This window comes from Aeromonas sp. DNRA1 (assembly GCF_963888745.1).
GTDB lineage: Bacteria > Pseudomonadota > Gammaproteobacteria > Enterobacterales > Aeromonadaceae > Aeromonas > Aeromonas hydrophila.
Genome location: NZ_CAWPKQ010000003.1, coordinates 487,719 through 513,812 on the forward strand (window position 1 = coordinate 487,719; position 26,094 = coordinate 513,812).

A 26,094-nucleotide genomic window follows, 5' to 3' on the forward strand; every position below is an offset into this window, starting at 1 on the left:
TAGCCCCTCGATTAGCCTCGCAAACCGTCGTTCAGCACTGACATGACGGCGCCTGAAATAGCCGCGAGGTTATTTTCACCCCTCTGCTCAAGCACGCATCCCGTTATTTCGGGCGGGCAATGGGGGGCACCCATCCGGTGTCGCTTACCAGATCGCCTAAATAATAAACAATCGGCTGCGCGCGGCAGCCGGTGGGGTGGCAAGCGACTGTTTTTACGCGATATGTCAGCTTGTGTCGCCATCTTGTGCGCCGCCTTTGACTATTGGCGACAGCAAATACCGGCGGGCGGGAAATAACGGAAAATAACGGCAAGGGGGCTGAAAAAAGCCCCTTTTTCGTCACGTGACCGCAACATTTTTCTGTAATTGTTAGCCAGCTCGCGGCGGTCCTGCGCCGAAACGGGCAGAGTAGGCGCCATGGTCGGTCGAGGCCGCCATGATGCGCAATCAGGGTTGTAATCAGGTGCTGCGGCCCGCCTGGCGGGGCGCAAAACATAACGTCAAAAAGAAAAGGAAACTGGCATGTCAGGAAGACACTCTCTGGTAGCGCTGGCCGTCGGGCTGGCGCTGGCGGGACAGGCACAGGCACAGCTGCTCATCAGCGAATACCTGGAAGGCTCGGGCAACAACAAGGCGGTGGAGCTGAGCAACCTCGGCAGCGACCTCGTCGATCTCTCCCAATACCGGCTGGCGCTCTACGCCAACGGCAAACCTCTCAGCGAATCCCCCACCAACAGCCTGGCGCTGCAAGGCACCCTGGCCCCTGGCGCCACCCTGGTGCTGGCCAACCCCTCCGCCAGCAGCGAGATCCTGGCCAAGGCCAACCGCACCAGCGGCAACCTGGTGTTCAACGGTGACGACGCCCTGGTGCTCTATCGCGGCAGCGAGATAGTGGACAGCTTCGGCCAGGTGGGGGTGGATCCGGGCACGGCCTGGGTGTCGGGCAACGTCTCGACCCTGGACATGACCCTGCGCCGCAAGGCCACCGTCACCATCGGCCGAACTGATGCAACCGCCCCCTTCGATCCGGCGCAGGAATATGTGGCAGCCCCGAAAGATGACACCAGTGGCCTGGGCTGCAGTGGCGATGGTCCCTGCGATGGCACCCAGCCGCCCGCCTTCGTCTGCCCGGTGGACAGCCTGGTGCCGGTGCCCGCCATTCAGGGCCCCGGCAGCAGCAGTCCGCTGGTGCCGGCCGGCAAGCTTGAATCGGAACAGGCCTATGCCACCCGCGGCGTGGTGACCCAGGTGGTGAGCGGCCTCTACAAGGGCTTCTTCATTCAAGATGAGCTAGGGGATGGCGATCCGGCCACCTCCGACGGCCTCTTCGTCTACAGCACCAAGGCCAACGCTGCCATCGTGCCGGGGGCCGAGGTGTGCGTCTCGGGCAAGGTGAAGGAGTATTTCAACCAGACCCAGCTCAACGCCGACGAGCTGGTGGTGACCCGGCCGCAGGGGGCCATCCCGGCCGCGGTGGATCTGCTGCCGGTGGCGGGCGAGAGCCTGAGCCAGCTGCTGGAGCGTCACGAGGGGATGCAGGTACGGCTGGTGCCGGGTTCCAGCCTGGTGGTGACCCGCAACTTCAGCTTCGATTACGACGGCAAGCGCAACAACCTGGTGCTGGCCTATGGCGCGCCGCTTATCAAGTCGACCCAGAAATTTGCCGCCATGAGCCAGGAGGCGAGCAACTGGGCCCTGCGCAACCAGCAGAACCAGCTGGTGGTGGAGACCGACGCCAAGGCGCCGGACGGCGTGCTGCCCTGGTTCCCCGGCTTCAACGCCGAGGACGGTTACCTGCGCATCGGCGACAAGCTCAACGGGCTGGAGGGGGCGCTTGGCTACTCCTACAACCTGTTCCGACTGGTGGCCAGCAACCGCATTGACGCTAGCCAGATAGATCACAGCGGCTGGGATCGGGTGGAAACCCCCGAGCTCGCCGAGGCGGGGGATCTGCGGGTCGCGAGCTTCAACGTGCTCAACTTCTTCACCACGGTCGTGGGGGGCGATGCCAACCCCACCGGCAGCAACCGGGGCGCCTTGACGGTAGCGGAGTTCGAGCTGCAGCGCACCAAGATAGTCAGCGCCATCACCCGCCTCAATGCCGACGTGGTGGGGCTGATGGAGATCGAGAACAACGGCTACGGCGACAACTCCGCCATCGCCAACCTGGTGGCGGCCCTGAACGCCGCCCTGCCGGATGAGGCGGATCACTACCGCTGGATTGCCTCGCCGGATGGCAAGCCGATTGGTACCGACGCCATCACGGTGGGGCTCATCTACCGACCCGCCAAGGTGACCCCGGAGGGGGCTGCCAGCCTTATCGCGCTGCCGGTGCAGCAGGCCGAGGCGGTGGACGCCAGCGGCAAGCCGGTGACCATCAATCAGGGGATGCGCGAGTCGCTGGTGCAGCGCTTCAGCTCGCCCAAGGGGGATGCGCCGCTGACCCTGGTAGTCAACCACCTCAAGTCCAAGGGCTCCGCCTGCTTTGAGGATTACCCCGATTTCGCCACCGCCGATCCGCTGGATGGCCAGGGCCACTGCAATGCGCTGCGGGTCTCCGCCGCCAAGGTGCTGGGAGAACACCTCAAGGATTTGGCCGGGGATCTGCTGCTCATCGGCGACATGAACGCCTACGGCATGGAGGATCCCATTCGGGTGCTGACCGACTATGATCCGGCCGCCCAGTCGCGCCAGATCATGAGCGCCTCCTTTACCACCCTGGCGGGCCAGCCCTTCGAGGAGAGCGGCAGTGCCCTGGGCAAGGGGTATGGCCTTATCAACCTCAACACCCGCTTCCACGGCACCGACACCTACTCCTACAGCTATGAAGGGGAGCTCGGCAACCTGGATCACGCCCTGGCAAACCCGAGCCTCGCGGCCAAGGTGATCGGCATCGAGGATTGGCACATCAACTCCGCCGAGAGCAACTTCTTCGAGTACGGCAGCAAGTACAGCGGCCAGCTGGCGAAATCCGAGGGGCCCTTCAGCGCCTCGGATCATGATCCGGTGCTGGTAGCCATCCAGTATCCGCTGCCGCCCGCCGGGGTATTGAGCCTCGAGAGCGCCGCTGCGAACGTGGAGGAGGGCAACACCCTGGCCTTGAGCGTGGCGCGCCGCGACGGCACCTATGGTGAGGCCAGCGTCAGCTACCGCATTGCCTACGGCAGCGCCGATGCCAACGACGTGGCGCCACTCACCGGCACCCTGCACTGGGCCGCCGGACAGAGCGACAGCCAGACCATCAGCATCCCGGTGAAGAGCGACACCCTGCGCGAAGGAGACGAGACCTTTACCTTGGAGCTGTTTGACCCGAGTGGCGCGACCCTGGGCGAGCAGCACCAGACCCTGGTGACCATCAAGGACAAGCTGGCACCGTCCACCATCTCGCTGGCGCGCGCCAGTCTGACGGTGAACGAGGGGCAGTGGTTTGCCGAGATCCCGCTGGTGCGCAGCGGCGATCTGAGCAAGCCGGCCCGGGCCCGGGTGGCCCTTGACGGGGTCACGGCGCGCTGGGGGCTGGATTTCCTGCCCTGGTTCGGTCAATCGGTGAGCTGGGCCGCGGGCGAGGGGGGCAGCAAGTCGGTCAAGGTGCTGATCATCGATGACTGGTTTGTCGAGCCGACCGAGCAGTTCAAGGTGAGCCTGGCGGCATTGCAAGGTGGCCAGCCGGGCAACCTGCAGGAGACCCGGGTCGACATTCTGGACAACGACAAGTCCTGGTGGCCCTTCGGTCGCCACTGAGGATGATTGAGCAATAAGAAAAGGGGCCTGCGGGCCCCTTTCTGTTGTTTCTGTTGTCGGCCAAGAGCGCCAAAAACAGCGAGGCCCATCACCAGGATGGGCCTCTGAGCTGGATAAGCTGAAGGGATCAGCTGCCGCTCTGGGGGCCGTCGATCACCAGCTTGCCATCCTTGACCGGGATGGTGGCGCCGGGGGCCTTGTTCATGCGGATCACCCCTTCCTGACCGGCGAGGCGGTAGGTGACGTCATAACCCAGGGTGCGGGTGCTGCTCTCCTGTACCGTCTTGCAGCGCTGCTCGGTGGTGGTGTAGGTATCACCGGCCTGCATGTTGCCCTGCACCTGGTTGCCGGCATAGCCACCCGCCACGGCACCTGCGGCGGTTGCCACCTTCTTGCCGTTGCCGCCACCAAACTGGTTGCCAAGCACCCCGCCCAGCGCCGCGCCGACCACGGTACCCAGGATCTTGTGCTCGTCCTGCACCGGTTTGCGGTGGGTCACGCTGACGTTGCGACACTCCTGACGGGGGGTCTTGATGGTCTCGGTCACCGCTTTGCTGGCCAGCACTTCGGCGAACTGAGGCTGTGATGAAAACAGGGATCCGCTGGCGGCGGCTGACAAGGCCAGCGCAGAGGCCACACCGATCCCGACTCCTGCCAACATGGATTTGTTCATTTTCTCTTCTCCTCAAATGCATCACGGGATGCGTCTCTTGCTTGCGGTCATCTTGGCACAAGGGCAAGGAGGCACAAGGCAAGGCCGGTGCGGGCACGACAGCCCCTGACTGCACCAGAAAATGCCTCGTCAAAAAGGTGTCGGGCTTTGGCGACAAAGGCGGGGGGAAGGCAGCAAAAGCGATCTGCGAGTGGCATTTTGCGATTCAGCTGGGCCTGTTTTCCCATTTTGCGCCAAGCTTCTGCCGCCGCCGGCTGGCGCAGTGGCAAACAAGGGGGGCCTAGTCGTCAACAAGGGCCAGTCAGGGCGCGCCAACCGCTTGATAAATCACTGTTGCCAGGATGGCTGGCGGCCGATAACAGATCACGGCAAGCATTATGCTTGCTCTGTTGGCAGAAAGGATCAATCGCGCGTCTCTGGCGGCCCGCAGCAATGTGAGCCGGCAGGCGCCACCCGCAGTCAGGCCAGTTCGGCTGCGGTCATCCGGTCAGCAAGGGGGTTCATATGTCGATGCTGCCAAGATGGATACAACCGGCCGTGCAGGCCGGCATCATCACCCGGGAACAAGCCCAGCGGCTGCTGGACTCCCTCTATCAACCCCTCTGTGAGACGGCGCAGGAGCTGCCCGCCGACCTTGCCGACATCAGCCTCAAGCTCTTCTGTTTTCGCCAGCAGCACAGGGTGCGCCACTAGACTCTCCAGATCTGCACCCTGGATAAGGCATGACCCCCGCCGGGGCGGGGGCCATGTGCCCTAGATCAGCATCACCTGCGCCACCAGCATCAGGGCACCAAAGCCCAGCACGAAGCCCACCATGGGCAGCACGAACCTGACCCACTGGTTGAACTGGATGCCAAGCATCTGCAGGGTGACCAGCACCAGCCCGGTGGGGGCCAGGAACAGCATGGCGTATTGCCCCCAGTTGTAGGCCGACACCACGATATAGCGCGGGATCATCACGGTATCCGCCAGCGGCGCCATGATGGGCATGGAGAGCACCGCCAGCCCCGAGGAGGAGGGCACCACCAGCCCCAGCAGGGTGAACACCAGCATCTGGGCCACCGCAAACACGGCGCCGTGCATGCCGGCCACCAGACTGGAGGCATAGGCCAGGATGGTGTCCGAGATCATCCCCTGATCCAGCACCAGGTTGACCCCCCGCGCCAGCCCGATGATGAGCGAGACGGCCACCAGCTCGGACGCCCCCTGGGTGAAGGCCTCGACCGCCTCCTTTTCCTTCAGCCCTGAGATGAAGATGATGACGATGGCGACGGCAAGGAAGGAGGCCGCCATCTGTGGGAACCACCAGCCAGCCATGGAGACGCCCCACACCATCAGGGGGAAGGCGAGGATGAACAGGGTCAGGATGATCTTGCGGCGCAGGGTGAAGGGGACCCCTTCATCGAGGGAGCCCTCTTTCAGGAAGCGGGCCCGAAAGCTCTCTCTGTCCTCATAGGTGTAGGAGAAAGCGGGGTTGGCCTTGATCTTCTTGCAGTACCAGTAGAGATAACCGATCACCACCAGGGTGCCCACCAGACAGCCGACGGCGCGAACGCTCAGCCCCTCGGTAAAGGGGATGCCGGCGGCGTTGGAGGCGATCACTACCGAGAAGGGGTTGATGGTGGAGAAGGTGGTGCCCATGGAGGCGGCAAGGAAGATGGTCCCCACGCAGACGATGGCGTCATAGCCGAGCGCCAGAAAGATGGGCACCAGGATGGGATAGAAGGCGACCGCCTCCTCCTCCAGCCCGCAGGTGGTGCCCCCCAGCGCCATCACAAAGCAGACCAGCGCCACAAACAGGAACTCGTTGCCGCGGGTCTTGCGCGACAGTGCCACCAGCCCGGCACTGAAGGCACCGGTCTTGTTGATGACGCCGATCAATCCCCCCAATACCAGGATGAAGACGATGATGTCGGCCCCCTCTATGGTGCCCTTGACCATGCTCACCGCCACGTCGGAGAGTCCCTTGGGCGCCTGGGCCAGCCGCTCATAGGTACCGGGGATGGCGATGGGCTTGCGGATGGTGCCGTTGACGAACTGCTCCACCCCGATATTGATGTCGAGTCTGGTCAGTTCATCCTGAGTGGCGGGCACTCGCCGGGTTTCCCCTTGCGGCGTGTTGATGGTCAGCATATGGCTGGCGGCATTATAAGAGAGCTTGGCATAGGCGCCCGCCGGAATTATCCAAGTGAGGGCGATGGCCAACAACATGATCAAAAACAAAATGGTAAACGCGGTGGGAAATTGTCTGCGGGTCTGGGTATTCGGCTCGGCACACATAAAATGCTCCTCGATAAAGCAGGTTCGGGCTCGGCGGAATATCGGGTCGATAGGGTTCCTTCGTCATGCAGCAGGAGTGCGCAAACTCACTGGTTGTGGCGCATCGTATGGCGAGAAATCTGGCCTGATATTGAACATTCGGTAGATTGTTTCACAAATAAACCATAACCCGCCGAGGGGAAGCATGAACAGCACTGCGGGCCTGCTTTATGGAAGCCGTCACAAAATATATCTAATGAGGGACTTGTCATTAATTTATTGGCAATAAACCGATACGCTTGCTTATGCCATAAATATCCATCTGGCGATGTTTCGAAATATATCGATATCGACAAGCCTGCAACCTGATATGGCCAGCTTGCATGCCAACATCAGCATATTCATTATTTGCCGGGTTTTATGCCGAGGATATTGGTCGTCGAGATTTGTCGCTGAAAAAACAGCCACCAGAATGCAGCTTGGTCAGATTAGCGGCGCCAGCACGGTGCCTCTAAGACGTTTTGCTAATACCTGTGGCCATCACCTCGCGCTAGTCTGTGATCCCCGATACGAGCCCCCTCTGGCAGGACGCCAGAGGATGGTTGCCGGCGCCCCGGGAGCGCACCGTTTTTGCTACCTGCGAGGAAGGAACCCGATGACAGAGCAGAACATCTATCAGCGCGATCTGGAAAAAAATCCCGCCAATTATGAGGCGCTGACTCCCATCAGCTTTCTGGGACGGGCCGCCCGGGTCTACCCCGACTATCCGGCGCTGATCCACGGCCCCCTGCGCCAGAGCTGGGCCCAGACCGAGCGGCGTTGCCGCCAGCTGGCCTCGGCCCTTCGCCGCCGTGGCATCGGCGAGGGGGATACCGTCTCCATCGTCGCGCCCAATACCCCGGCCATGTTCGAGGCCCACTTTGGGGTGCCCATGAGCGGCGCCGTGCTCAACACCATCAACACCCGGCTCGATGCCGAGTCGATGGCCTTTATCTTCCAGCATGCCCAGAGCAAGGTGGTGCTGGTAGACCGGGAGTTCGGCGCCGTGGTGCGCAAGGCGCTGGCATTGATTGAACTCGCGCCGCTCCTCATCGCCATCGACGATCCCCTCAACCGTGAAGGGGAGCTGGTCAGCGACCTCGACTATGAGGGGTTTCTTGCCGAGGGGAGTGGGGATGAGCCCGGCTGGCTGCCGCAAGATGAGTGGCAGGCCATCTCCCTCAACTATACCTCCGGCACCACAGGCAACCCCAAGGGGGTGGTCTATCACCATCGCGGCGCCCACCTCAATGCCATCAACAACGTGCTCTCCTGGGAGCTGCCCAAGCACAGCGTCTATCTCTGGACCCTGCCGATGTTTCACTGCAACGGCTGGTGTTTCCCCTGGACCCTGGCGGCCACGGCCGGGGTGAGCGTCTGCCTGCGCCATGTGCAGGCGGCGGCCATCTATGAGGCGTTGCACGAGCACAAGGTGACCCATTTTTGCGCCGCCCCTATCGTACTCAACATGCTCAACAACGCCGATCCAGCCCTCAAACGCGGGCTAGACCACCCCATCAAGGCGATGACGGCAGGGGCGGCGCCCCCCGCCACCGTGATCGCCGGCATGGAGGCGATGGGGATTGCCGTGACCCACGTCTACGGCCTCACCGAAACCTATGGCCCCTGCGTGCTGTGCGAACCGCAAAGAAGTTGGCAAGGGCAGGATGCCACCACGCTGTCACGTCTCAAGGCGCGCCAGGGGGTGGCCTCACCCCTGCAGGGGGAGATGCGGGTCATCAATCCGGTCAGCGGCGAGTCGGTCCCTCAGGATGGCAAGACCATGGGCGAAATCGTGCTGCGCGGCAATGTGGTGATGAAGGGCTATCTCAAGAATCCGGTCGCCAGTGCCGAGGCGATGGCGGAGGGGTGGTTTCGCAGCGGCGATCTGGCGGTATGGCACCCGGACGGTTACGTGGAGATCAAGGACAGATCCAAGGACATCATCATCTCGGGCGGGGAGAACATCTCCAGTCTGGAGGTGGAGGACGTGCTCTATCGCCATCCCGATGTGGACGAGGTGGCGGTGATCGCCATGCCGGACGAGAAGTGGGGGGAGGTGCCCTGCGCCTTCGTCAAGCTCAAGGAGGGTTGCGAACTCAGCCAGGCCGAGCTGATTGCGTTTTGCCGCGAGCAGATGGCCCACTTCAAGGCTCCCAAGCGGATCATCTTTACCCCGCTGCCGAAAACCTCCACCGGCAAGGTGCAGAAATTTATGCTGCGCCAGCAGCTGGGGTAGGAGCTAGCCACTCTTATCCAACGTTTTGAGTTGGTGCCATTTTGCCTGGAGCAATATGGCGCCAAACTTCTATCTTCATCAAATTATTTCGGGGCTTACTCTGGTAATATCCTGCTCAATATCGAGGCAGGGAAATATTATGACGCGTGCAGAATTTGATTGGGAAAATTCCATTGCATGGAGTGGTCCGGGAACCATTGAAGGAGTGCAGGATACTCTCGCAGGTGATCGGCTAGACCGCGCTCGCTATGCCGAGTTTCTGACCAATTATCTGGCGGCAGAGGGCAAACAGCGCAACTATGTGCTGAACCTCAATGCCGAATGGGGCGCAGGCAAAACCTGGTTTATCAAGCGCTGGTATATGGAGCTGAAACAGCACTATCCCACCGTCTATATCGATGCCTGGCAGCAGGACTTTTCTGATGATCCCTTGTTGACGGTGATCTCGTCGATTATTGACCAGCTAAAGCATATTGCAGGTAAAGAGAACCCTATTCCCGATGGCATGCGCCAGCGTTTGTTAGGATTATTCAAGGTTGGTGGCAAGCTTGCGTTGAAAGCGGCCATCAAGAGAGCTGGACTGGAAGAGGACGATTTTTCTCTGGAAGAGGAGGATGCCAATCAGTTGGTTGATGCCCTCTGCAGCAACCAAAAAGAGCGTTATGAATCTATTCAGTATCTTAAAAAGGAGATACGGCAATGGGTCGAGGGGGCTGTTGGTTTAAGTGATGGAAAACTGGATTACCCAGCTTTTATCTTGATCGATGAGCTGGATCGCTGTCGTCCCTCCTATGCGGTAGAAATGCTGGAAACCATCAAGCATATATTCGATATCCCCGGTGTGGTCTTTGTCTTGGCAACGGATACCGAGCAGTTGCAACACGCTATCAAGGTTATCTATGGGGAGGGATTTCATGCATCTGCCTATCTCAGACGCTTTTTTAAGCGACAATTTTCATTAAAGGAAATATCAAAATCATCATTTATTGAAAGTTATATGGTTTTTGATGATGCATCGTGTGGTCACCTTTTTCCAAGATTTAAAACAGTAAGCGAATTTTCATTGTTGTTATCCGTAATCGCAGATGCTTTTAATCTTAAACTTAGAGATATTGAGCAGTACATAGACAAGGTAATGGCTGCAATATCGAACGTTAGTGATGACTTCGATCTGGTGGTTTTTTCCATACTTCTTTTATCCAAAGAGTATGAACCTGACTTGTATAGGCAGATAATTAATTTAGAACTATCACTTCGAAATGATCATAAAAAGCCAACATCTAATGTTGGGTTCTATGAACGATTTAAAGTGAATAGTATGTTGTGTTTTAACTTGCCTTCAGAAACTAATGGCACTGAGCTTTTAAAGGTCGATATAAGTATATCTAAATATATAGATTGTTTCTTTTACTCCATAAAAAACAAAGCTAAATTAGTTGCAGAAAAAAACTCTGTTGCGACAGGTGGGGTATTGGGTCAACATCATATAAATTCATTCATAATTGGTAGCAAAGAAGAGACACTATTGGCATATCATTTGGCAAATCAGAGTGTCAATATTAATGAGTACCAAGATCTTGTTGAGCTGGCATGCAATTTAAAATAGAAATGGGCATACGCCCATTTCTACACAGAAATATTATTTCTGATGGCGCTCATAAAGCCGCTGTACCACATCCTTCAACGCCAGCCCTTCGTTTTGCAGCAGCACGGTGAGGTGGTAGAGCAGGTCGGCGGATTCGTTGATAAGCTCCTCCCGATCCTTGGCCATGGCGGCCAGCGCCACTTCGACACCCTCTTCACCTACCTTCTGGGCGATGCGCTTGGTGCCCTTGGCATAGAGGCTGGCGGTGTAGCTGGTGGCCGGATCCGCGCCTTTGCGTGCTGCCAGGATCTGCTCGAGCTCGGCCAGGAAGCCAAGGGGCGGCACGGGGTGGCCGTCGAAGCAGGAGGGGTTGCCCAGATGGCAGGTGGGGCCGACGGGGTTGGCGGCGATCAGCAGGGAGTCCTGATCGCAGTCGGTGGTGATGGCGACCAGCTGGAGCACATGGCCCGAGCTCTCGCCCTTGGTCCAGAGGCGCTGCTTGCTGCGGCTGAAGAAGGTGACCTGGCCGGTCGCCAGGGTTTTATCCAGGGCTTCCCGGGTCATGAAACCCTGCATCAGGACTTCGCCGCTGGCGGCATGCTGGACGATGGCGGGGATCATGCCGTCACATTTTGCCCAGTCCAGGCGCTCGGCGAGCGACTGCTCGTTGTTTACTGCTTGATTATTCACGGATGGCGACTCCTTCGTTTTTCAGCCAGCGTTTCAGTTCGGGAATGGGGATAAGGCCTTTGTGGAACACGGAGGCGGCCAGCGCCCCGTCCACGTCGGCGAGGGTGAAGGCATCGCGAAAGTGCTCCATGGCACCGGCGCCGCCGGAGGCGATGAGCGGCACCTTGCAGACGGCCCGCACCAGCTTGAGCTGCTCGAGATCATAGCCCTGGCGCATGCCATCCTGGTTCATCACGTTCAGCACGATTTCACCGGCGCCACGCTTTTGCGCCTCCTCGACCCAGTCGAGGGTATGCCATGCGGTGGTGCGGGTGCGGCTCTCGTCACCGGTAAACTGTTTGACCTGATAGTGACCACTCTGCGCATCAAAATAGGAGTCGATGCCCACCACCACGCACTGCACGCCGAAGCGCTCGGCCAGTCGGGTGATGAGGGTGGGATCGGCCAGCGCCGGCGAGTTGATGGAGACCTTGTCGGCCCCGAACTCCAGGATCTGGCGGGCATCCTCCACGCTCTTGATGCCGCCGGCGACGCAGAAGGGGATGTCGATGACCTCGGCCACCCGGCTTACCCAGCTCTTGTCCACCACCCGCTCATCGCTCGAGGCGGTGATGTCGTAGAACACCAGCTCGTCGGCCCCTTCGCTGGCGTAGCGACGGGCCAGCTCGACGATGCCGCCCATCACCTCGTGATTACGAAACTGCACTCCCTTGACCACCACGCCATCTTTGACGTCGAGGCAGGGGATAATACGCTTTGACAACATGCTCGTTGCTCCATGTAAAGCACTGTTAAAACTAACGTTGTTGCCAACGGGCCCGAGAGCCCGGCGGCGAGTGAAAAAGGTGGCTTGCATGCTTTAACAGCGGGTTCCTGAGCGGGAAAAAGAGACCCGAAACGGACGGCGTCTTCACTCGGGGGAGTACCACTATATGCACGACTTTATTCAGTGATTCAACCCTTTATCCAGCTTGCTCGCACCCTGATGGCGGCTGGTGCCAGCAGGCATCTGGCCGCTCAAGCCTGGCTGAGAGCCATCTGCTGCCAGCAGCTCACGAAGGGTGAGCAGGGCACCGTCAAAATCAAAAACTTTCAGCTGGCGAGCCAGGATCTCGCCCTGCGTCCCCAAGGCGAGCTGCAGGGGGGCCGCGTACTGCTCAAACAGCGGGATCACGGCGGTGTCGCTCTGCACCAGCAACTCCTCAATCTGGCGCAAAAGCTGTTGTTGCCCATGGTCGCCAAGCGGCTCAGCATCTGCGGCTGGGTGGGGTTCTTCCTCCCCCAGCAGACCTGGCAGTTCGCTGAGGAGGCGGGCAATGGGTGCCATCCGCTCGGCTAGTGTCTGACTGTTGTTGGCCAGCTCCTGCTCCAGTTGTTGGCTCTGGGTGGCCAGTTCCACCAGCCCAAGGGTGCTGGCCACCCCGCGCAGGGTGTGGAGCAGCCGGCTGGCAGCGAGCCTGTCGCCAGCGTGCAGATGACTCTCCAGCAGTTGCATGTCCTGACTGTGCTCACTGGCGAAGTGGCGCAGCAGGGCGACGTATTTGCTCTGGTTGCCCTGCAGCGCCGCCAGCCCCTGTTGCAGATCCAGCCCGGGCTGGTTTTGCAGGCGGGTGAGGGGACCAGTTAGCAGGTCGGTTGTCCGCCGCTGGTATTTGGGGGTGGCGGCCGTGCTGTTGGGCAGCCACTGTTGCAGCGCCTCGAACAGCTTGGCTGGGGTCACCGGTTTGGCGATGAAGTCGTTCATGCCGGCGGATTCGCAAGCCTTTCTGTCCTCTTCAAAGGCACTGGCGGTCAGTGCCAGAATGGGGACCTGCTCCCAGCCGGGCAGGGCGCGGATGGCCCGGGTCGCGCTGTAGCCATCCATCAGCGGCATCTGTATGTCCATCAGGATGAGATCGAACGGGTGCTGACTGACGCGCTCCAGCGCCTCTTGGCCATTGACCGCCGTCTCGATGACCAGACCGCTGTTGTTGAGCAGCTCCAGCACCACTTCGCGGTTGATGGCGTTGTCCTCCACCAGCAGTACCCTGGCATGGTTGGCAAAGAACAGGGCCTGCTGCACCGTCTGTTCGAGTGGCGCCGGTTGCTGCGGGTCGCCCTGGCCCACCGCGAGACGGGCGGTAAACCAGAAACAGCTGCCCTTGCCAAGGGTGCTGGTGACCCCGACTTCCCCGCCCATCAGGGTGGCAAGCCGGCTGGTAATGGCCAGCCCAAGGCCGGTACCGCCATATTTGCGGGTGGTGGAGACATCCGCCTGCTCGAAAGCCTGGAACAGCTTCTCGCTCTGCTCCGGGCTGATGCCGATGCCGGTATCCTCCACCTCGAAGCGCAGTAGATAGCCGCCGGCAAGCGGGTTATCCACCCGGACCCGCAGGGTGACCGAGCCCTGCTCGGTGAATTTGATGGCATTGGCCGCATAGTTGAGCAGCGCCTGACGCAGGCGGGTGATGTCGCCGTGCACCCAGGCCGGGGTATCGCCGATGTCGACTATGATGGTGAGCCCTTTGGCGCGCGCCTGCTCGCTCATCAGGGCGCTGACGTTGTCCAGCATGGCGGTAAGGGAGAAGTCGCTCTGCTCCAGCGCCATCTTGCCTGCGTCGATCTTGGAGAGATCCAGGATGTCATTGATGATGGTGAGCAGGTGCTGGGCGGCGTTGTCGATCTTCTCCAGTCGATCCTGCTGGGTGTGATCCGGCGTGTCGCGCTTGAGCAGATAGGTGAGCCCCAAAATGGCGTTCATCGGGGTGCGGATCTCGTGGCTCATGTTGGCCAGGAAGGCACTCTTGGCGCGGTTGGCGCTCTCTGCCCGTTGATGGGCCTGAGCCAGCTGCAGGGTGCGCTCGTTGACCATCTCCTCCAGGTGGTAGCGGTACTGATCCAGCTCCTCCCCGAGCTGTTTCTTCTCGGTGATGTCGGCCTGCACCGTCACGTAGTGAGTGACGGCCCCGTTCTCCTGGCGAATGGGAGAGACGGTGGCGAGCACCTGATAGTGGGAGCCGTCCTTGCGCTGGTTGATGAATTCGCCGTGCCAGCGCTGGCCGCGTTTGATCGCATCCCACAGGGCGATGTAGGTAGCCTTGGGGGTGAGGCCGGAGCGCAGCAGAGAAGGGGTCTGCCCTATCACCTCGCTTTGCTGGTAGCCGCTGGCGGCCAGGAAGGCGACGTTGACATATTCGATGCGGGCCTGGGTATCGGTGATGAAGACGCCATCCGGGCTCTGCTCCAGCGCGAGCGAAAGCTGGCGCAACTGCTGCTCGGCCTGCTTGCGCTCGGTGATGTCCAGGTGAATGCCGAGCAGGCGCAGCGGGCGCTGCTGGGCATCCCGGTAGATGCTGCCCTTGCTGCTGAGCCAGCGTACATCGCCATTTGGCAAGAGGATGCGAAATTCGATCTCGATGGGTTTGCCGCTTGCCGGCAGCTCCGCCAGCAACTTGTCGAGGCGGGGTTTGTCGTCCGGGTGCAGGCAGCTGTGCCACTGCTTGAACTCGCTGAGCTGTTCGGCGCTGCGACCATAGAGGCGGGCACATTCAGGGGAGAAGAAGAGCCGGCCGCCCTGCATGTTCCACTCCCAGATACCGACGTGGGCGCCTTCCTGGGCCATCAGCAGCCGCTGCTCACTCTCGCGCAGGGCACTGCTGGTGGTTTCGGCGCGGATGCGGGCGCTGATGGCATCGTCCATCAGGTTGAGCGCCGCCAGCCTGGCGCGGCGCTGGGTATCGAGCGCCACCTGCTGGTTGTGCAACAGTTGTTGCTCGGCCTGTTTGCGTTCGGTGATGTCCTGCACGGTGCCATACAGCTCGACGATGGTGCCGTCGTTGGCGCGCAGGGCAGCGCCGCGGGCGATGATCCAGACTGGTTCGCCCTGCTCGTGGATCACCTCTGCATCGCACTCGTAGGGCAGGCCGTCTTGCAGACAGCGTTCGACTGACTGGGCGATGGTACGCCAGCCATCCTGGGTGAAGTACTTTCTCACCTCGGGGTAGATGGCCGGGGGCAGGGAGGGATCGCGGCCATAGATGCGGTAGATCTCCGGCGACCAGAAGTGGCTGTCATCGGCGATGTTCCAGCGCCAGTTGCCAATCTTGGCCAGGTGCTGGGATTCGCGCAGGATCCCCTCGTTGCGGCGCAGCGCCTCTTCGGTCTCCTTGCGTTGCTGGTGATCCTCGATGACCGAGATGAAGTAATCCGGTTTTCCCTTGAGGTCCTTGACCAGCGCCACCGTCAGGGTGATCCAGAGGACCTCGCCGCTCTTGCGCAGATAACGCTTTTCCAGGGTGTAGTGCTGACGCTCACCCGCCAGCATCTGGGTCACATAGGTCTGGTCGATGAAGAGGTCATCCGGGTGGGTGAGCTGCTGGAAGGTCATATTCATCAGCTCGTCGGCCTGGTAGCCCAGCATGTCGCACAACCGCCGGTTGACCCGCAGCCACTTGCCCTCTGGGGAGACCAGGGCGATACCAACTGCGGCCTGCTCGAAGGTGGCCTGGAAGCGGGTTTCGCTTTGTTGCAGGCGGGACTGGATGCTGCTGAGCTCCTGCCAGCGTTGGGTTTCCCGGGCGCGGGAGCGGTGTATGGCTGCACTGAGCAGGCTGATAAGGATGCCGTTGGCGATAAGAATGCCCCACTGCACCAGATCCTGCCCGGATCCAATGCGCAGTTCGTGAAGCGGGGCGAGCAGGAAGTAGGTGGTGAGCAGACTGCTCACCAGGGTACAGAGCAGGCCTGGCAGCAGGCCGCCGAGCAGGGCGCAGACGGTGATGGGCAGCATGAACAGCACCAGCAGCGGCCGCTCGCCAAAGGCGATGGGCAGCTGGACCCGGATCTGCAGCATCAGCACGGGCAGCAGCACCGCCAGCAGGCAGACCCCCCAGCGCTGTCTGGGGGGGCGAGGGAGCCACAGTGAAGACCAGCGCGTCATAGGGACTCCTCCGGCGGGGTGGGGGCCTGCGGATAGGGAGGCTGTTGTCCGAGCTGAAGAGACAGCTCATTGATCTTGTGCTTGAGAGCCAGCATGGCCAGCTCCCGGTCCACCATCACCTTGTTGAACCGCTCCAGCTCATTGTTTTGCTGACGGAGCTCGCTCGCCTGACGGGTCAGGGCCTGCTCTACCTGTTCCCGCTCGGTGACATCCAGCAGCAGGCCAAGCACGGCCGGCTGGCCGCGATAGTCGACACGGCGCCCATAGAGCTCCATCTCGATGTTCTGGTGGTCGTGATGCAGGGCGGTGAAGCGGGTGTGGATCTCGCTGTCTTCCTGTTCGCAGCGCTGCAGCTGCTCAGCCACCCTGGCGCTGTCTTTCGGGCTGGCGAGGGCGTGCAGGGTGCCGATTTTGAGCAGAGCTGTAGTCGAGGCATAGCCGAACAGGCGGGCAAAGCCTGGATTGATGTAACAGAGTTGACCCTGCTGGATGATGTAGATGCCGGCCAGTGACTGTTCTACCAGGGCGCGAAACAGTCCTTCCCGCTCACGCAGGCCCGCTTCGGCTCGCTTGAAATCCGTGATGTCGCGAGAGATGCCGAAGATGCCTATCACCTGACCATCGCTGTCTTGCAGCGGTCCCTTGGTGGCGAGAAACACCCGCTCGCCGCCTGGCAGGGTCAGGTACTCCTCCTGGGTCTGAACCCGGTTGTTGGCGATCACCTGTTCACCCAGCGCCATCAGCATGCGGGCCTGATCGGGGGGGAAGATGGCCATGTCGTCCTGACCCAGCATCTCGCTGGCTGATATGCCGACGAACTGGCTGGCGGCGCGGTTGAACAGGATGTATTTGCCCTCTCTGTCCTTGGCGAAGATGGCATCTTCCGAGCTGTCGGCGATGGCGGAGAGCAGTTGCAGCGCCTGCAGCCGGCCGGCCTGGGACTGACGAACCTGCTCGGCCATCTGCAGTTGGGTGTGCTGGCGCAGCAGCACGATGCCGGTGTTGGCGATAAGCAGCACCAGCAGGCCGATCAGCCCGATCCAGATGCTCTCTTTTATCTCAGCCTCGTTGAGTTCGGCCTTGTCTATCTTGGCCAGCAGATACCAGTCGGTGTCCATGACCGGCCGTACGGTGCCAAATACCGGCGTGTTGCGGTAATCCTTGCCAAAGAAGAGCGCCTTGCCCTCTTCATTGCGATTCTGTTGCAGGAACTGGGCTGCCAGCAACTCCTTGCTGCTGACAGGCAAATGCAGAGTGAGTGCCGAGCCGGGGCGATAGCGCACATCGTTGAGAAACTGGACTTGATCGCCGCTGCGGCGAAACAACAGGGCTTCCCCGCTGCTGTCCGGCACCGGCCAGGATTTGAGAATGTTGTTCAGCCAGTCGCTGCGGCTTATCTGCAGCACGATGAAAGGCGACTTGTCACCCGCCATGGGGAGCGGGGCGATAAAGTCGAGGCGGGCTTGACCCTGCTCATCCATATAAGGGCCGACCCGGGTGATGCTGCCGCTTTTTGCGTCCTTCAACGCCGCGCGCAACTGGGCGCTCAGGCCGCTGGCATCCGGTGTGTGCCACAGCTGGTTGCCCTCTGGCGAGAGCACGCTGGCGGCACTGAAGCGGCGAATGGAGATAAACTCGTCCAATTTGGCCATCAGGTTGGCGTGATCGACCCGGGTGGCCTGGGCTTCGCGATAGAGCGCGGCATAGAGTGGGTTTTCAAACAGAATGTGGGCGTCAAATTCCCGGGCGCTGAGCCATTCGGTGATGCGTTTGCTCTTGAGATCGGCAATGGTCTCGAGCCGGGCGGCCTCCTTTTCCTGGGTCAGGTTGATGTTCTGGGCGATGGCCATGGCGGTCAGGGCCAGGATCAAGCCGTTGAGCAGCACGAACGGCAGCAGCTGGCGCCGGGAAGGGGTGGACGTCACCGTCGGCTGGTCGATGCGCCGGCGCAACATGGTATAGAGCATGGTGGCGGTGATGAGGATGAACAGCCACCCCTTGATGGTGCTGGCCAGCGCGAACTGGGCCGGGGTGCTGAACAGCCACTCCACAGCCTTGTCGGAGAGCAGGATCCACAGGCTCGCCACCGCGGCATAGGTGAGCACGACGTTGAGCACATGGGCCCGGGTCAACGAAGGCTGCTCAGCCATGTCTGGCCTCATTGTCATCCTGGTAGCGCTCGGCGATGGCGACGAACTGCTCGAAATGGTTGTCAAATGCCGTCACCACATCCGGGTCGAAATGCTGGCCGCTGCCGGAGAGGATCAGGGCGCGCGCCTCCTCATAGGGCATGGCCGCCTTGTAGACTCGCACATTGATCAGCGCGTCGAACACGTCCGCCAGTGCCATCAGGCGGGCCGAGAGCGGGATGGCGTCCCCTTGCAGGCCGTCGGGATAGCCGCTGCCATCCCACTTTTCGTGATGCCAGTGGGCTATCTCCTTGGCCAGGGTGAGAAACGCCAGCGGCTGATCGATGTCCCGTTCTGCCTCCTCGATGGCGTCGCTGCCGAGCTTGGCGTGGGTGCGCATGATCTGCCACTCCGCCGGGGTCAGCTTGTCCGGCTTGAGCAGGATCTGATCCGGAATGCCCACCTTGCCGATGTCGTGCAGCGGCGCCGAGCGGCTCAGCAGATCGATGTAGCGGGGGGTCAGGGTGTTGGTAAAACGGGGATGACTGGCCAGCGCACAGGCCAGTTGCCTGACATAGCCCTGGGTGCGCAAGATGTGATTGCCGGTCTCGGGGTCGCGGATCTCCGCCAGATGGGCGAGTGCCCGGATGGAGACTTGCTGGATGAGGTCGTTCTCGGTCATCCGGCGCGCCACCTCGGCCTCCAGCGCTGTGTTCTGATGCTGCAGGCCGTCGCGGGCCTGTTTGGCCTCCAGCTGGGTACGCACCCGCGCCTGGACGATGGCCGGTTTGATGGGCTTGGTAATGTAGTCGGCGGCCCCCAGCGACAGGCCATACTCCTCGCTCTGGGGGTCGGCGAGGGCAGTGAGCAGCACCACCGGAATACGACTGGTTGCAGGGGTAATACGCAGCTGTTTGAGCACCTCATAGCCATCCATGCCAGGCATCATCACATCCAGCAGGATGAGATCCGGGATTGTCTTGCCAGTGGCGATCCGCAGACATTTCTCCCCGCTTTGGGCGGCGAGCACCCGATAGGTGGGAGAGAGCAGGTCGGTCAGTACCATCAGATTTTCGGGTGAGTCATCGACAATCAGGATGGTGGCGGAGTGAGATGTAAACATAGGTCCTCCGTGACGTTGTCTCAGTGAATTCGAGTATAGAGTCAATTGTTACCAAGTAATAAGGACTTACCTCGATTTACCCCTTGATGAAGAGGCTTCCGGCCGGACGGCCCGGCAGGGAGCCTCTCTCTCAATCGACGTCCTGATGGCGACGCTGCGGCTTGCTTACAGGCTGCCATTTCCCCAGCAGGCGATGGCATCCCCTACCGAGAACTTGCCCTCCAGCAGGGCGCGGCCGAGGATGATCCCTTTGACCCCTGAACCCTTGAGCGCCTCGATGTCTTCGATGCCGCCAATGCCGCCGGAGGCCTGAAAGCCGACGCTCGGATAGCGGGCGCAGAGATCCCGGTAGAGCTCGACGTTGGTGCCTGAGAGGGTGCCGTCACGGCTGATGTCGGTGCAGAGCACGTGCTTGAGCCCGGCGGGCAGAAAGCGCTCGATCAGCGCCTCGATGGTCACCCCGCTGTTCTCCTGCCAGCCAGCTACCGCGATGTGGCGATTGCCCTGGGCGTCGATATTGACGTCCAGCGCCAGCACGATGCGCTCGGGGCCGTATTTCTCCATCCAGCTGGCCACCAGATCCGGCGATTTGACGGCGGTGGAGCCGATCACCACCCGGCTGGCGCCAGCGGCCAAGAGGTCTGCCACATCCTGCTCGCTGCGCACGCCGCCCCCCACCTGCACCGGTGCTTCGGTGGCCGACAGCAGCTGAGCGATGAGGGGGAGCTGGCGCGCCTTGGCATCTTTGGCACCATCAAGGTCCACCAGATGCAGTTGCACCGCCCCTTGGGAAACATATTCGTCGAAGCGGGCCTGCGGGCTGTCGCTGTAGGCGGTCTTCTGGCCGTAGTCGCCCTGATAGAGCCTCACGACTTGGCCGTTAATCAGATCAATGGCTGGGATAATCATCCTTGTTACAGCTCCAAAAAGTTTTGCAGTAGGCGGGCACCGGCCGCGCCGGAGCGCTCCGGGTGGAATTGGGCGCCAAAGAAATTGCTGTGCTCTGCAACCCCGCCCACGATGGCGGTGAAAGGCTTGCCGTAGTCACAGGTCGCCAGCGTTGCTTCTGTCACCTCCAGCGCATAGGAGTGCACGAAGTAGAAGTAGCTGCCGCTCGGGATCCCCTTGAGCAGAGGATGGGTCTCGTCGTGCTCAATCTGGTTCCAGCCCATGTGGGGCAAACGCAGGTTGCCCACCTCCATCAGCTTGATCCTGCCCGGTACTATGCCAAGACAATCGATCAAGGCATGGGCCTTGCCATCGGTAGCCATGCTCTCTTCGGACGCTTCCGCCAGCATCTGCATGCCGAGGCAAAAACCCAGCAGCGGCTGCTTGGCGGCGCGAATGAGCGGCACCAGCCCCCGTTCGTTGAGATTCTTCATGGCGGCCACTGCGGTGCCGACGCCAGGCAGGATTAGCTTGTCCGCCTGCTCGATGTCGGCTGCCTCGCGGGAGACCCGCGGCTGCACGCCGAGGCGCTCGAATGCCATGCGCACCGAGGCGAGGTTCGCGCAGCCGGTGTCTATAATGACCAGTTTTTGATTGTTCATCGTGCCTTACCCATGTCGATTGGCGAGATCCGCACCATCAATGCGGTGTCGATGATGGTCGGTGTCTGCTTGCTCACATCCATCACAGCACTCCCTTGCTGGAGGGAAGCTCGCTCCCTTCCACTCGAATGGCCTGGCGCAGGGCGCGGCCAAAGCCCTTGAACAGTGCCTCCACCTGATGGTGGGTGTTGCCGCTGCCCACCTTCATCTGCAAGGTGATGGCCATGGCGTCCGAGAGGGAGCGGAAGAAGTGGGGCACCATCTCGGTGGCCATCTCGCCCACGCTGTCGCGGCCAAAACCGCTCGGGCAGTCGAACACGAAGTAGGGGCGGCCGCTCAAGTCGAGCGCGGTGGCCACGTCCAGCTCGGTCAGCGAGGGGGCCTGGGTGCTGTCGTCGGCGCCGTCAACCAGGCGGGGGCGACCGTCGATCACCGCCTGCACTTCGTCCATCGCCAGCACGAAGCCGAAGCGGCCGATGCCGCGCTTGTTGCCGAGGGCCTGGCGCAGCGCCTGACCCAGCGCCAGCCCGACATCTTCCACCGTGTGGTGATCGTCGATATGCAGATCGCCGCTCACTTTGAGCTTGAGCCGAAAACCTGCGTGGGTCGCTATCTGATCCAGCATGTGATCAAAGAAGCCGATGCCGGTGGCGATCTGGTTGCCGCCGCTCTTGTCGAGATCCAGCGCCACCTGAATGCGGGTCTCCTTGGTGTAACGCTCTACTTCGGCCACGCGTCCCTTGGATAGCAGCTGATCACGGATGGCGAGCCAGTCGTGATCCTGCGGGTGGTAGCGGATCCCGCCAATGCCCATATTCTCGGCCAGTTGCAAATCGGTCTGGCGATCGCCGATCACGAAGGAGTTGGCAAAGTCGATGCGACCGGAGGCGAGATACTCCTTCACCAGGCCAAGGTGGGGCTTGCGGCAGCTGCAACCGTCGGTGGGGAAGTGGGGGCAGATCAGCACCTTTTCCCAGCTCACTCCTTGCGATTCAAACAGGTGCATCATCAGGTCGTGGGGCGGCTGGAAGTTCTCCAGCGGCAGGCTGGCAGTGCCCAGCCCATCCTGGTTGGTCACCATCACCAGCACGTAACCGGCGGCCTGCAGCTCGCGCAGCACCGGGATCACCATGGGCTCGAAGCGCAGCTTGGCGAGGCTATCCACCTGCTTGTCGGTCACCGGCTCTTCAATCAGGGTGCCGTCGCGGTCGATAAACAAAAACGGGGTCTTCATCGCTACATCCTTGTTTTAAAGAGAGGGAGAGGGTAGATCACGCAATACCGCCAGCACGGCATCCATCTCGCCCTGATAGCCGATGGTGACGCGAATGCTGTTGTCCAGACCCGGCTTGCTGGAGAAATCCCGCAGTATGATGCCGGCGGCCTTCATGGCGGCAAAGACGGCGGCGCCATCCACAAAGCGCACCAGCACGAAGTTGCCCTTGTCTTCGAATACCTCTTTTACGCAGAAAAGTTCGCCGAGCGTGGCCTTGAAGGCGGCTTTTTGCTTGTTGAGCTCTACCACTCGCTCGCGCATCAGCTCCAGCCCCATGGGGGAGAGGGCCTGCGCCGCGATCTGGGCGATGGGCTCGGGGATGGGATAGGGGGCGATCACCTTGGCCAGCATGGCGATCACCTCGGGGCTTGCCAGCGTAAAGCCGCAGCGGATCCCCGCCAGGGCAAAAGCCTTGGAGAGGGTGCGGGTCACCACCAGATTGGGGAAGCGGGCCAGCAGGTCCACTACGGACGCCTCGGGGCAGAACTCGATATAGGCCTCGTCCACCACCACGATGACGCGATCCCTGGCTTTCTCCAGCAAAGCGATAAGACCGTCGCGACCCACCAGATCCCCGGTGGGGTTGTTGGGGGAGCAGAGAAACACCAGCTTCACATCGCTGAGGCGATCGGCGATGGCGGGCCAGTCAGGTTGGCGGCTGGCAGTGAGCGGCTGCTCGACGATGCCGACGCCGCAGGTCTCGGCGCTGATGGCGTACATGCCGTAGGTGGGCGGGCAGATCAGGATCTGATCTTCACCCGCTTCGCAGAAGGTGCGGATCAAGAGCTCGATGGCCTCGTCGGCGCCACGGCTCACCAGCACCTGATCGGAGTTGACCCCGGCGTAGGCGGCATAGCCGTTCACCACCTCGGCCGGCTGGCACTCGGGGTAGCGGTTGAGACGGCTGCCCTCGATGGTGAAGGGATAGGCCAGTGGCGCCTCGTTGGCGTTGAGCCAGACGTGGCCCTTGCCGCCGATGCGGCGAGCGGATTGATAGGGGGTGAGGGCCCGCACCACGCGGCGCGCCAGGTTGGCAATGCTCATGACAAATCCTTCTGCTGTGCTGTTTGTTGGGACGTGGCGGCCAGGGCGTTCAACCTGAGGGTGACGGCATTCTTGTGGCCATCGAGCCCCTCGGCCTCTGCGATGCGCTCGACGATGGGACCAAGGCCGCGAATACCTTCGGCGCTCAGCTCCTGCACCGTGTAGCGGCGCTGATAATCGGCGAGGCCCAGGCTTGAGCAGGTGCGGGCATAACCGTAGGTGGGCAGGGTGTGGTTGGTGCCGCTGGCGTAATCACCAACCGATTCCGGTGTCCATGCCCCGAGGAAGATGGAGCCGGCATTTTCAAGCAGGTCCAGCAGATCACGGGGAGCGCGGGTCTGCACGATCAGGTGCTCCGGCGCGTAGGCGTTGGAGATGGTGCAGGCTTCTGCCAGATCGTCGCAAAGGATCACCAGACTGCTGCCGAGCGCCTGCGCGGCGATATCCCGGCGGCTCAACTTGGCCAGCTGGCGCTTGATCTCCCCTGCGATGGCATCGGCCAGCAGCGGCGAGGTGGTCACCAGCACCACCTGACTGTCGGGGCCATGCTCGGCCTGGGAGAGCAGATCCGCCGCCACGAAGGCGGGGTTGGCGCTCTCGTCGGCAATCACCAGCACCTCGGAGGGGCCGGCTGGCATGTCGATGGCGGCGCCGCGCCAGTCGCGAGATACCTGCCCCTTTGCTTCGGTCACATAGGCGTTGCCCGGGCCGAAGATCTTGTCCACCTTGGGAATGCTTTCGGTGCCGTAAGCCATGGCGGCGATGGCCTGGGCGCCGCCAATGGCGAACACCTTCTCGACCCCGCAGGCGCGGGCGGCAAACAGGATCTCGTCGCTGGCCGGGGACGGGGTGCAGAGCACCACTTCACGGCAACCGGCGATGGCGGCCGGAATGGCCAGCATCATCACGGTGGAGGGGAGCGGTGCGCTGCCCCCCGGTACATAGAGACCGACCCGGCTGATGGGCTGGGTGCGCAGCTCGCACACCACCCCGGGCTGGGTCTCCACTCGCACTACCGGTTGCACCTGGGCGGCGTGAAAGGTGCGAATATTGGCAATGGCCGCTTCGATGGCGTTTTTGATGTTGTCATCCAGTCGTGCGCAGGCAGCTTCAATTTCGGCCTCGCTGACGCGCAACTGTTCACGGGGGGCGCGCTCGAAGCGCAGGCTCAGCTCGCGCAGAGCCTCGTCGCCCCGGCTGCGCACCGCCACGATGATCTCCCGTACCACGGCGCCGATGTCGGCCTCGTCACTCAGGGCCGGCCGGGTCAGCACGTCGGCCTGCTGGGCGGGGGAGAGGGTCTTCCAGATCAGGGTCTGCATGATGTCCCTTCCTTATTCCATCATTTTTTCGATGGGCAGTACCAGAATGGAGCTGGCGCCGAGGGCCTTGAGCTGTTCCATGGTCTCCCAGAACAGGGTCTCGCTGGAGACGACGTGCAGCGCCACCTGGTTGGTCTCGCCCGCCAGCTGCATGATGGTGGGACGTTCGGCGCCCGGCAGCAGATCGGTGATGGCATCGAGTTTGTCCTTGGGCGCGTGCAGCATGATGTACTTGCTTTCGCGCGCCTGCTGCATCCCCTGAATGCGGGGCAGCAGGGTGTCGATGATCTTCTGCTTGGCATCGGACAAGGGGTTGGGCGCCTGCACCAGTACGGCCTTGGAGCTGTAGATCACCTCTACTTCTTTCAGGCCGTTAGCCTCCAGTGTCGCGCCGGTGGAAACCAGATCGCAGATGGCATCGGCCAGGCCCGCGCGCGGCGCCACTTCCACCGATCCGCCCAGCATCACGCTCTTGAAGCCGAGCCCCTTTTCGTCAAAGAAGCGCTTGAGCAGCCCGGGGTAGGAGGTGGCGATGCGCTTGCCGGCAAGGCTCTGTGGCCCCGTGTAGGTCACATCTTCCGGCACCGCCAGCGAGAGGCGGCAGCCACCGAAGTCGAGCTGTTTGAGGGTTTTGACCGCAAAGGGCTGACCCTGGGAGGCGCGGATGAGCTGCACCTCTTCCAGCACGTTCTCGCCGATGATACCAAGGTCGACCACCCCTTCCATCACCAGCCCCGGGATGTCGTCATCGCGTACCCGCAGGATGTCGATGGGCATGTTCTCGACATGGGCGATGAGGCGCTGTTCGCGCAGGTTGATCTTGAGGCCGCAGCTCTTGAACAGGGCCTGGGAGTCCTGGCTCAGGCGACCGGATTTTTGCATGGCGATGCGCAGACGTTGTGTTTCCATTGCTCGATTTCCTTCTAGTCAAAAACGAAAAAGCCCTCGGAAGTCAGTGCTTCCGAGGGCTTATGAATCTTGCGGTCCTTTTGGAAGTCACCAGTTAAGTGTCTTCCAGCAGTCAACCTCCTGAAAGACTATTCGGGATGATGGTGGTGGTGATGAGTCTTCAGGCTGGTGAACTGCATGTAATCAATCCTTTACAAATAAGATGTCGTAGTTGACGCCCGATTTAAACTACCTGCCTTGACGGAAAAAGCAACCGGAAAATGTGATTTGGTCGATTAAAGTTGAGAAAACGGTTTTCTGGTCGATAACTAGACAAGGTGAGCCAGAGGAGGCGACATCATGCCCAGTCAGGACCTGTTATTCCCCATTCTGCCCCGGGCACCGGCCGCCCCGAGCAGTGACGACATCAAGCGGGAAGTGACCCAGATCAGCCAGAAGCATCAGCTGCGCAAGACCAGCACCGACAACGGTGACTCCCAGCAGCGCCAGCAGCCTTATCCATCGGCCAAGCGTGATCAGCCAGCACCTGAAGAGGACGATCACAAGCCGGACCCCGATCACCAGATCGATCTCTTCGTCTAGGCGCATAATCAGTCC

The 26,094-nt window shown here is 61.3% G+C and carries 18 protein-coding genes and 1 other annotated feature; of the genes, 5 read left to right on the top strand and 13 right to left on the bottom strand.

The window, feature by feature from the left end:
• Positions 1 to 522 precede the first annotated feature (522 nt).
• Complete coding sequence (locus AACQ43_RS12190; protein WP_168967436.1) at positions 523 to 3,741, top strand: ExeM/NucH family extracellular endonuclease; 3,219 nt, start codon at positions 523 to 525, stop codon at positions 3,739 to 3,741.
• Positions 3,742 to 3,868: 127 nt separating this feature from the next.
• On the opposite strand, the gene AACQ43_RS12195 is transcribed toward AACQ43_RS12190, so the two are convergent.
• On the bottom strand, positions 3,869 to 4,414 hold the full coding sequence (locus AACQ43_RS12195; RefSeq protein WP_041218099.1) for a glycine zipper 2TM domain-containing protein: 546 nt from the start codon (positions 4,412 to 4,414) through the stop codon (positions 3,869 to 3,871).
• A 504-nt stretch (positions 4,415 to 4,918) separates the two neighbouring features.
• Here AACQ43_RS12195 and AACQ43_RS12200 point away from each other — a divergent pair.
• Positions 4,919 to 5,107 (top strand): hypothetical protein, encoded by a 189-nt coding sequence (locus AACQ43_RS12200; RefSeq protein ID WP_017764436.1) that lies wholly within the window; start codon positions 4,919 to 4,921, stop codon positions 5,105 to 5,107.
• 60 nt (positions 5,108 to 5,167) lie between these two features.
• On the opposite strand, the gene AACQ43_RS12205 is transcribed toward AACQ43_RS12200, so the two are convergent.
• Positions 5,168 to 6,694, bottom strand: coding sequence for a YfcC family protein (locus AACQ43_RS12205; protein ID WP_168967437.1), 1,527 nt, complete (start codon positions 6,692 to 6,694; stop codon positions 5,168 to 5,170).
• A gap of 634 nt (positions 6,695 to 7,328) precedes the next feature.
• Here AACQ43_RS12205 and AACQ43_RS12210 point away from each other — a divergent pair.
• Both AACQ43_RS12210 and AACQ43_RS12215 read left to right on the top strand, forming a co-directional pair.
• Positions 7,329 to 8,951 (top strand): acyl-CoA synthetase, encoded by a 1,623-nt coding sequence (locus AACQ43_RS12210; protein ID WP_168967438.1) that lies wholly within the window; start codon positions 7,329 to 7,331, stop codon positions 8,949 to 8,951.
• Between the two features lie 139 nt (positions 8,952 to 9,090).
• Positions 9,091 to 10,557, top strand: coding sequence for a KAP family P-loop NTPase fold protein (locus tag AACQ43_RS12215; RefSeq protein ID WP_168967439.1), 1,467 nt, complete (start codon positions 9,091 to 9,093; stop codon positions 10,555 to 10,557).
• Between the two features lie 33 nt (positions 10,558 to 10,590).
• On the opposite strand, the gene hisIE is transcribed toward AACQ43_RS12215, so the two are convergent.
• From hisIE to hisG, 11 genes are all read right to left on the bottom strand, one after another.
• Entirely contained in the window at positions 10,591 to 11,226 is a 636-nt protein-coding gene (hisIE, locus tag AACQ43_RS12220) for a bifunctional phosphoribosyl-AMP cyclohydrolase/phosphoribosyl-ATP diphosphatase HisIE (protein ID WP_168967440.1), read from the bottom strand.
• On the bottom strand, positions 11,219 to 11,992 hold the full coding sequence (gene hisF / locus AACQ43_RS12225; RefSeq protein WP_076360719.1) for an imidazole glycerol phosphate synthase subunit HisF: 774 nt from the start codon (positions 11,990 to 11,992) through the stop codon (positions 11,219 to 11,221). The genes hisIE and hisF overlap by 8 nt, the downstream gene beginning before the upstream one ends.
• A 180-nt stretch (positions 11,993 to 12,172) precedes the next feature.
• Complete coding sequence (locus AACQ43_RS12230; RefSeq protein ID WP_168967441.1) at positions 12,173 to 16,144, bottom strand: PAS domain S-box protein; 3,972 nt, start codon at positions 16,142 to 16,144, stop codon at positions 12,173 to 12,175.
• A complete protein-coding gene (locus tag AACQ43_RS12235) occupies positions 16,141 to 18,294 on the bottom strand; it encodes a PAS domain-containing protein (protein ID WP_168967442.1) in 2,154 nt (717 codons plus the stop codon). Before AACQ43_RS12235 ends, AACQ43_RS12230 begins: the two co-directional genes overlap by 4 nt.
• Positions 18,287 to 19,396, bottom strand: coding sequence for a response regulator (locus AACQ43_RS12240; RefSeq protein ID WP_168967443.1), 1,110 nt, complete (start codon positions 19,394 to 19,396; stop codon positions 18,287 to 18,289). Before AACQ43_RS12240 ends, AACQ43_RS12235 begins: the two co-directional genes overlap by 8 nt.
• Before the next feature lie 165 nt (positions 19,397 to 19,561).
• Complete coding sequence (gene hisA, locus AACQ43_RS12245) at positions 19,562 to 20,305, bottom strand: 1-(5-phosphoribosyl)-5-[(5-phosphoribosylamino)methylideneamino]imidazole-4-carboxamide isomerase (protein ID WP_011706048.1); 744 nt, start codon at positions 20,303 to 20,305, stop codon at positions 19,562 to 19,564.
• 5 nt (positions 20,306 to 20,310) lie between these two features.
• On the bottom strand, positions 20,311 to 20,946 hold the full coding sequence (hisH, locus tag AACQ43_RS12250; protein WP_146062538.1) for an imidazole glycerol phosphate synthase subunit HisH: 636 nt from the start codon (positions 20,944 to 20,946) through the stop codon (positions 20,311 to 20,313).
• Positions 20,947 to 21,028: 82 nt separating this feature from the next.
• Positions 21,029 to 22,180, bottom strand: a complete 1,152-nt coding sequence (gene hisB / locus AACQ43_RS12255; RefSeq protein ID WP_168967444.1) for a bifunctional histidinol-phosphatase/imidazoleglycerol-phosphate dehydratase HisB — start codon at positions 22,178 to 22,180, stop codon at positions 21,029 to 21,031.
• Between the two features lie 15 nt (positions 22,181 to 22,195).
• The gene (hisC, locus tag AACQ43_RS12260) at positions 22,196 to 23,266 is read right to left on the bottom strand and encodes a histidinol-phosphate transaminase (protein ID WP_168967445.1); all 1,071 of its coding nucleotides are present in this window, start codon (positions 23,264 to 23,266) and stop codon (positions 22,196 to 22,198) included.
• Positions 23,263 to 24,588: a histidinol dehydrogenase gene (hisD, locus tag AACQ43_RS12265; protein ID WP_168967446.1), complete on the bottom strand. Its 1,326-nt coding sequence runs from the start codon at positions 24,586 to 24,588 to the stop codon at positions 23,263 to 23,265. The genes hisC and hisD overlap by 4 nt, the downstream gene beginning before the upstream one ends.
• A 12-nt stretch (positions 24,589 to 24,600) precedes the next feature.
• A complete protein-coding gene (gene hisG / locus AACQ43_RS12270) occupies positions 24,601 to 25,497 on the bottom strand; it encodes an ATP phosphoribosyltransferase (RefSeq protein ID WP_168967447.1) in 897 nt (298 codons plus the stop codon).
• A 24-nt stretch (positions 25,498 to 25,521) separates the two neighbouring features.
• Positions 25,522 to 25,650, bottom strand: a sequence feature (His leader region).
• Between the two features lie 186 nt (positions 25,651 to 25,836).
• Here hisG and AACQ43_RS12275 point away from each other — a divergent pair.
• Complete coding sequence (locus AACQ43_RS12275) at positions 25,837 to 26,079, top strand: hypothetical protein (RefSeq protein WP_011706055.1); 243 nt, start codon at positions 25,837 to 25,839, stop codon at positions 26,077 to 26,079.
• The last annotated feature ends 15 nt before the right edge of the window (positions 26,080 to 26,094 follow it).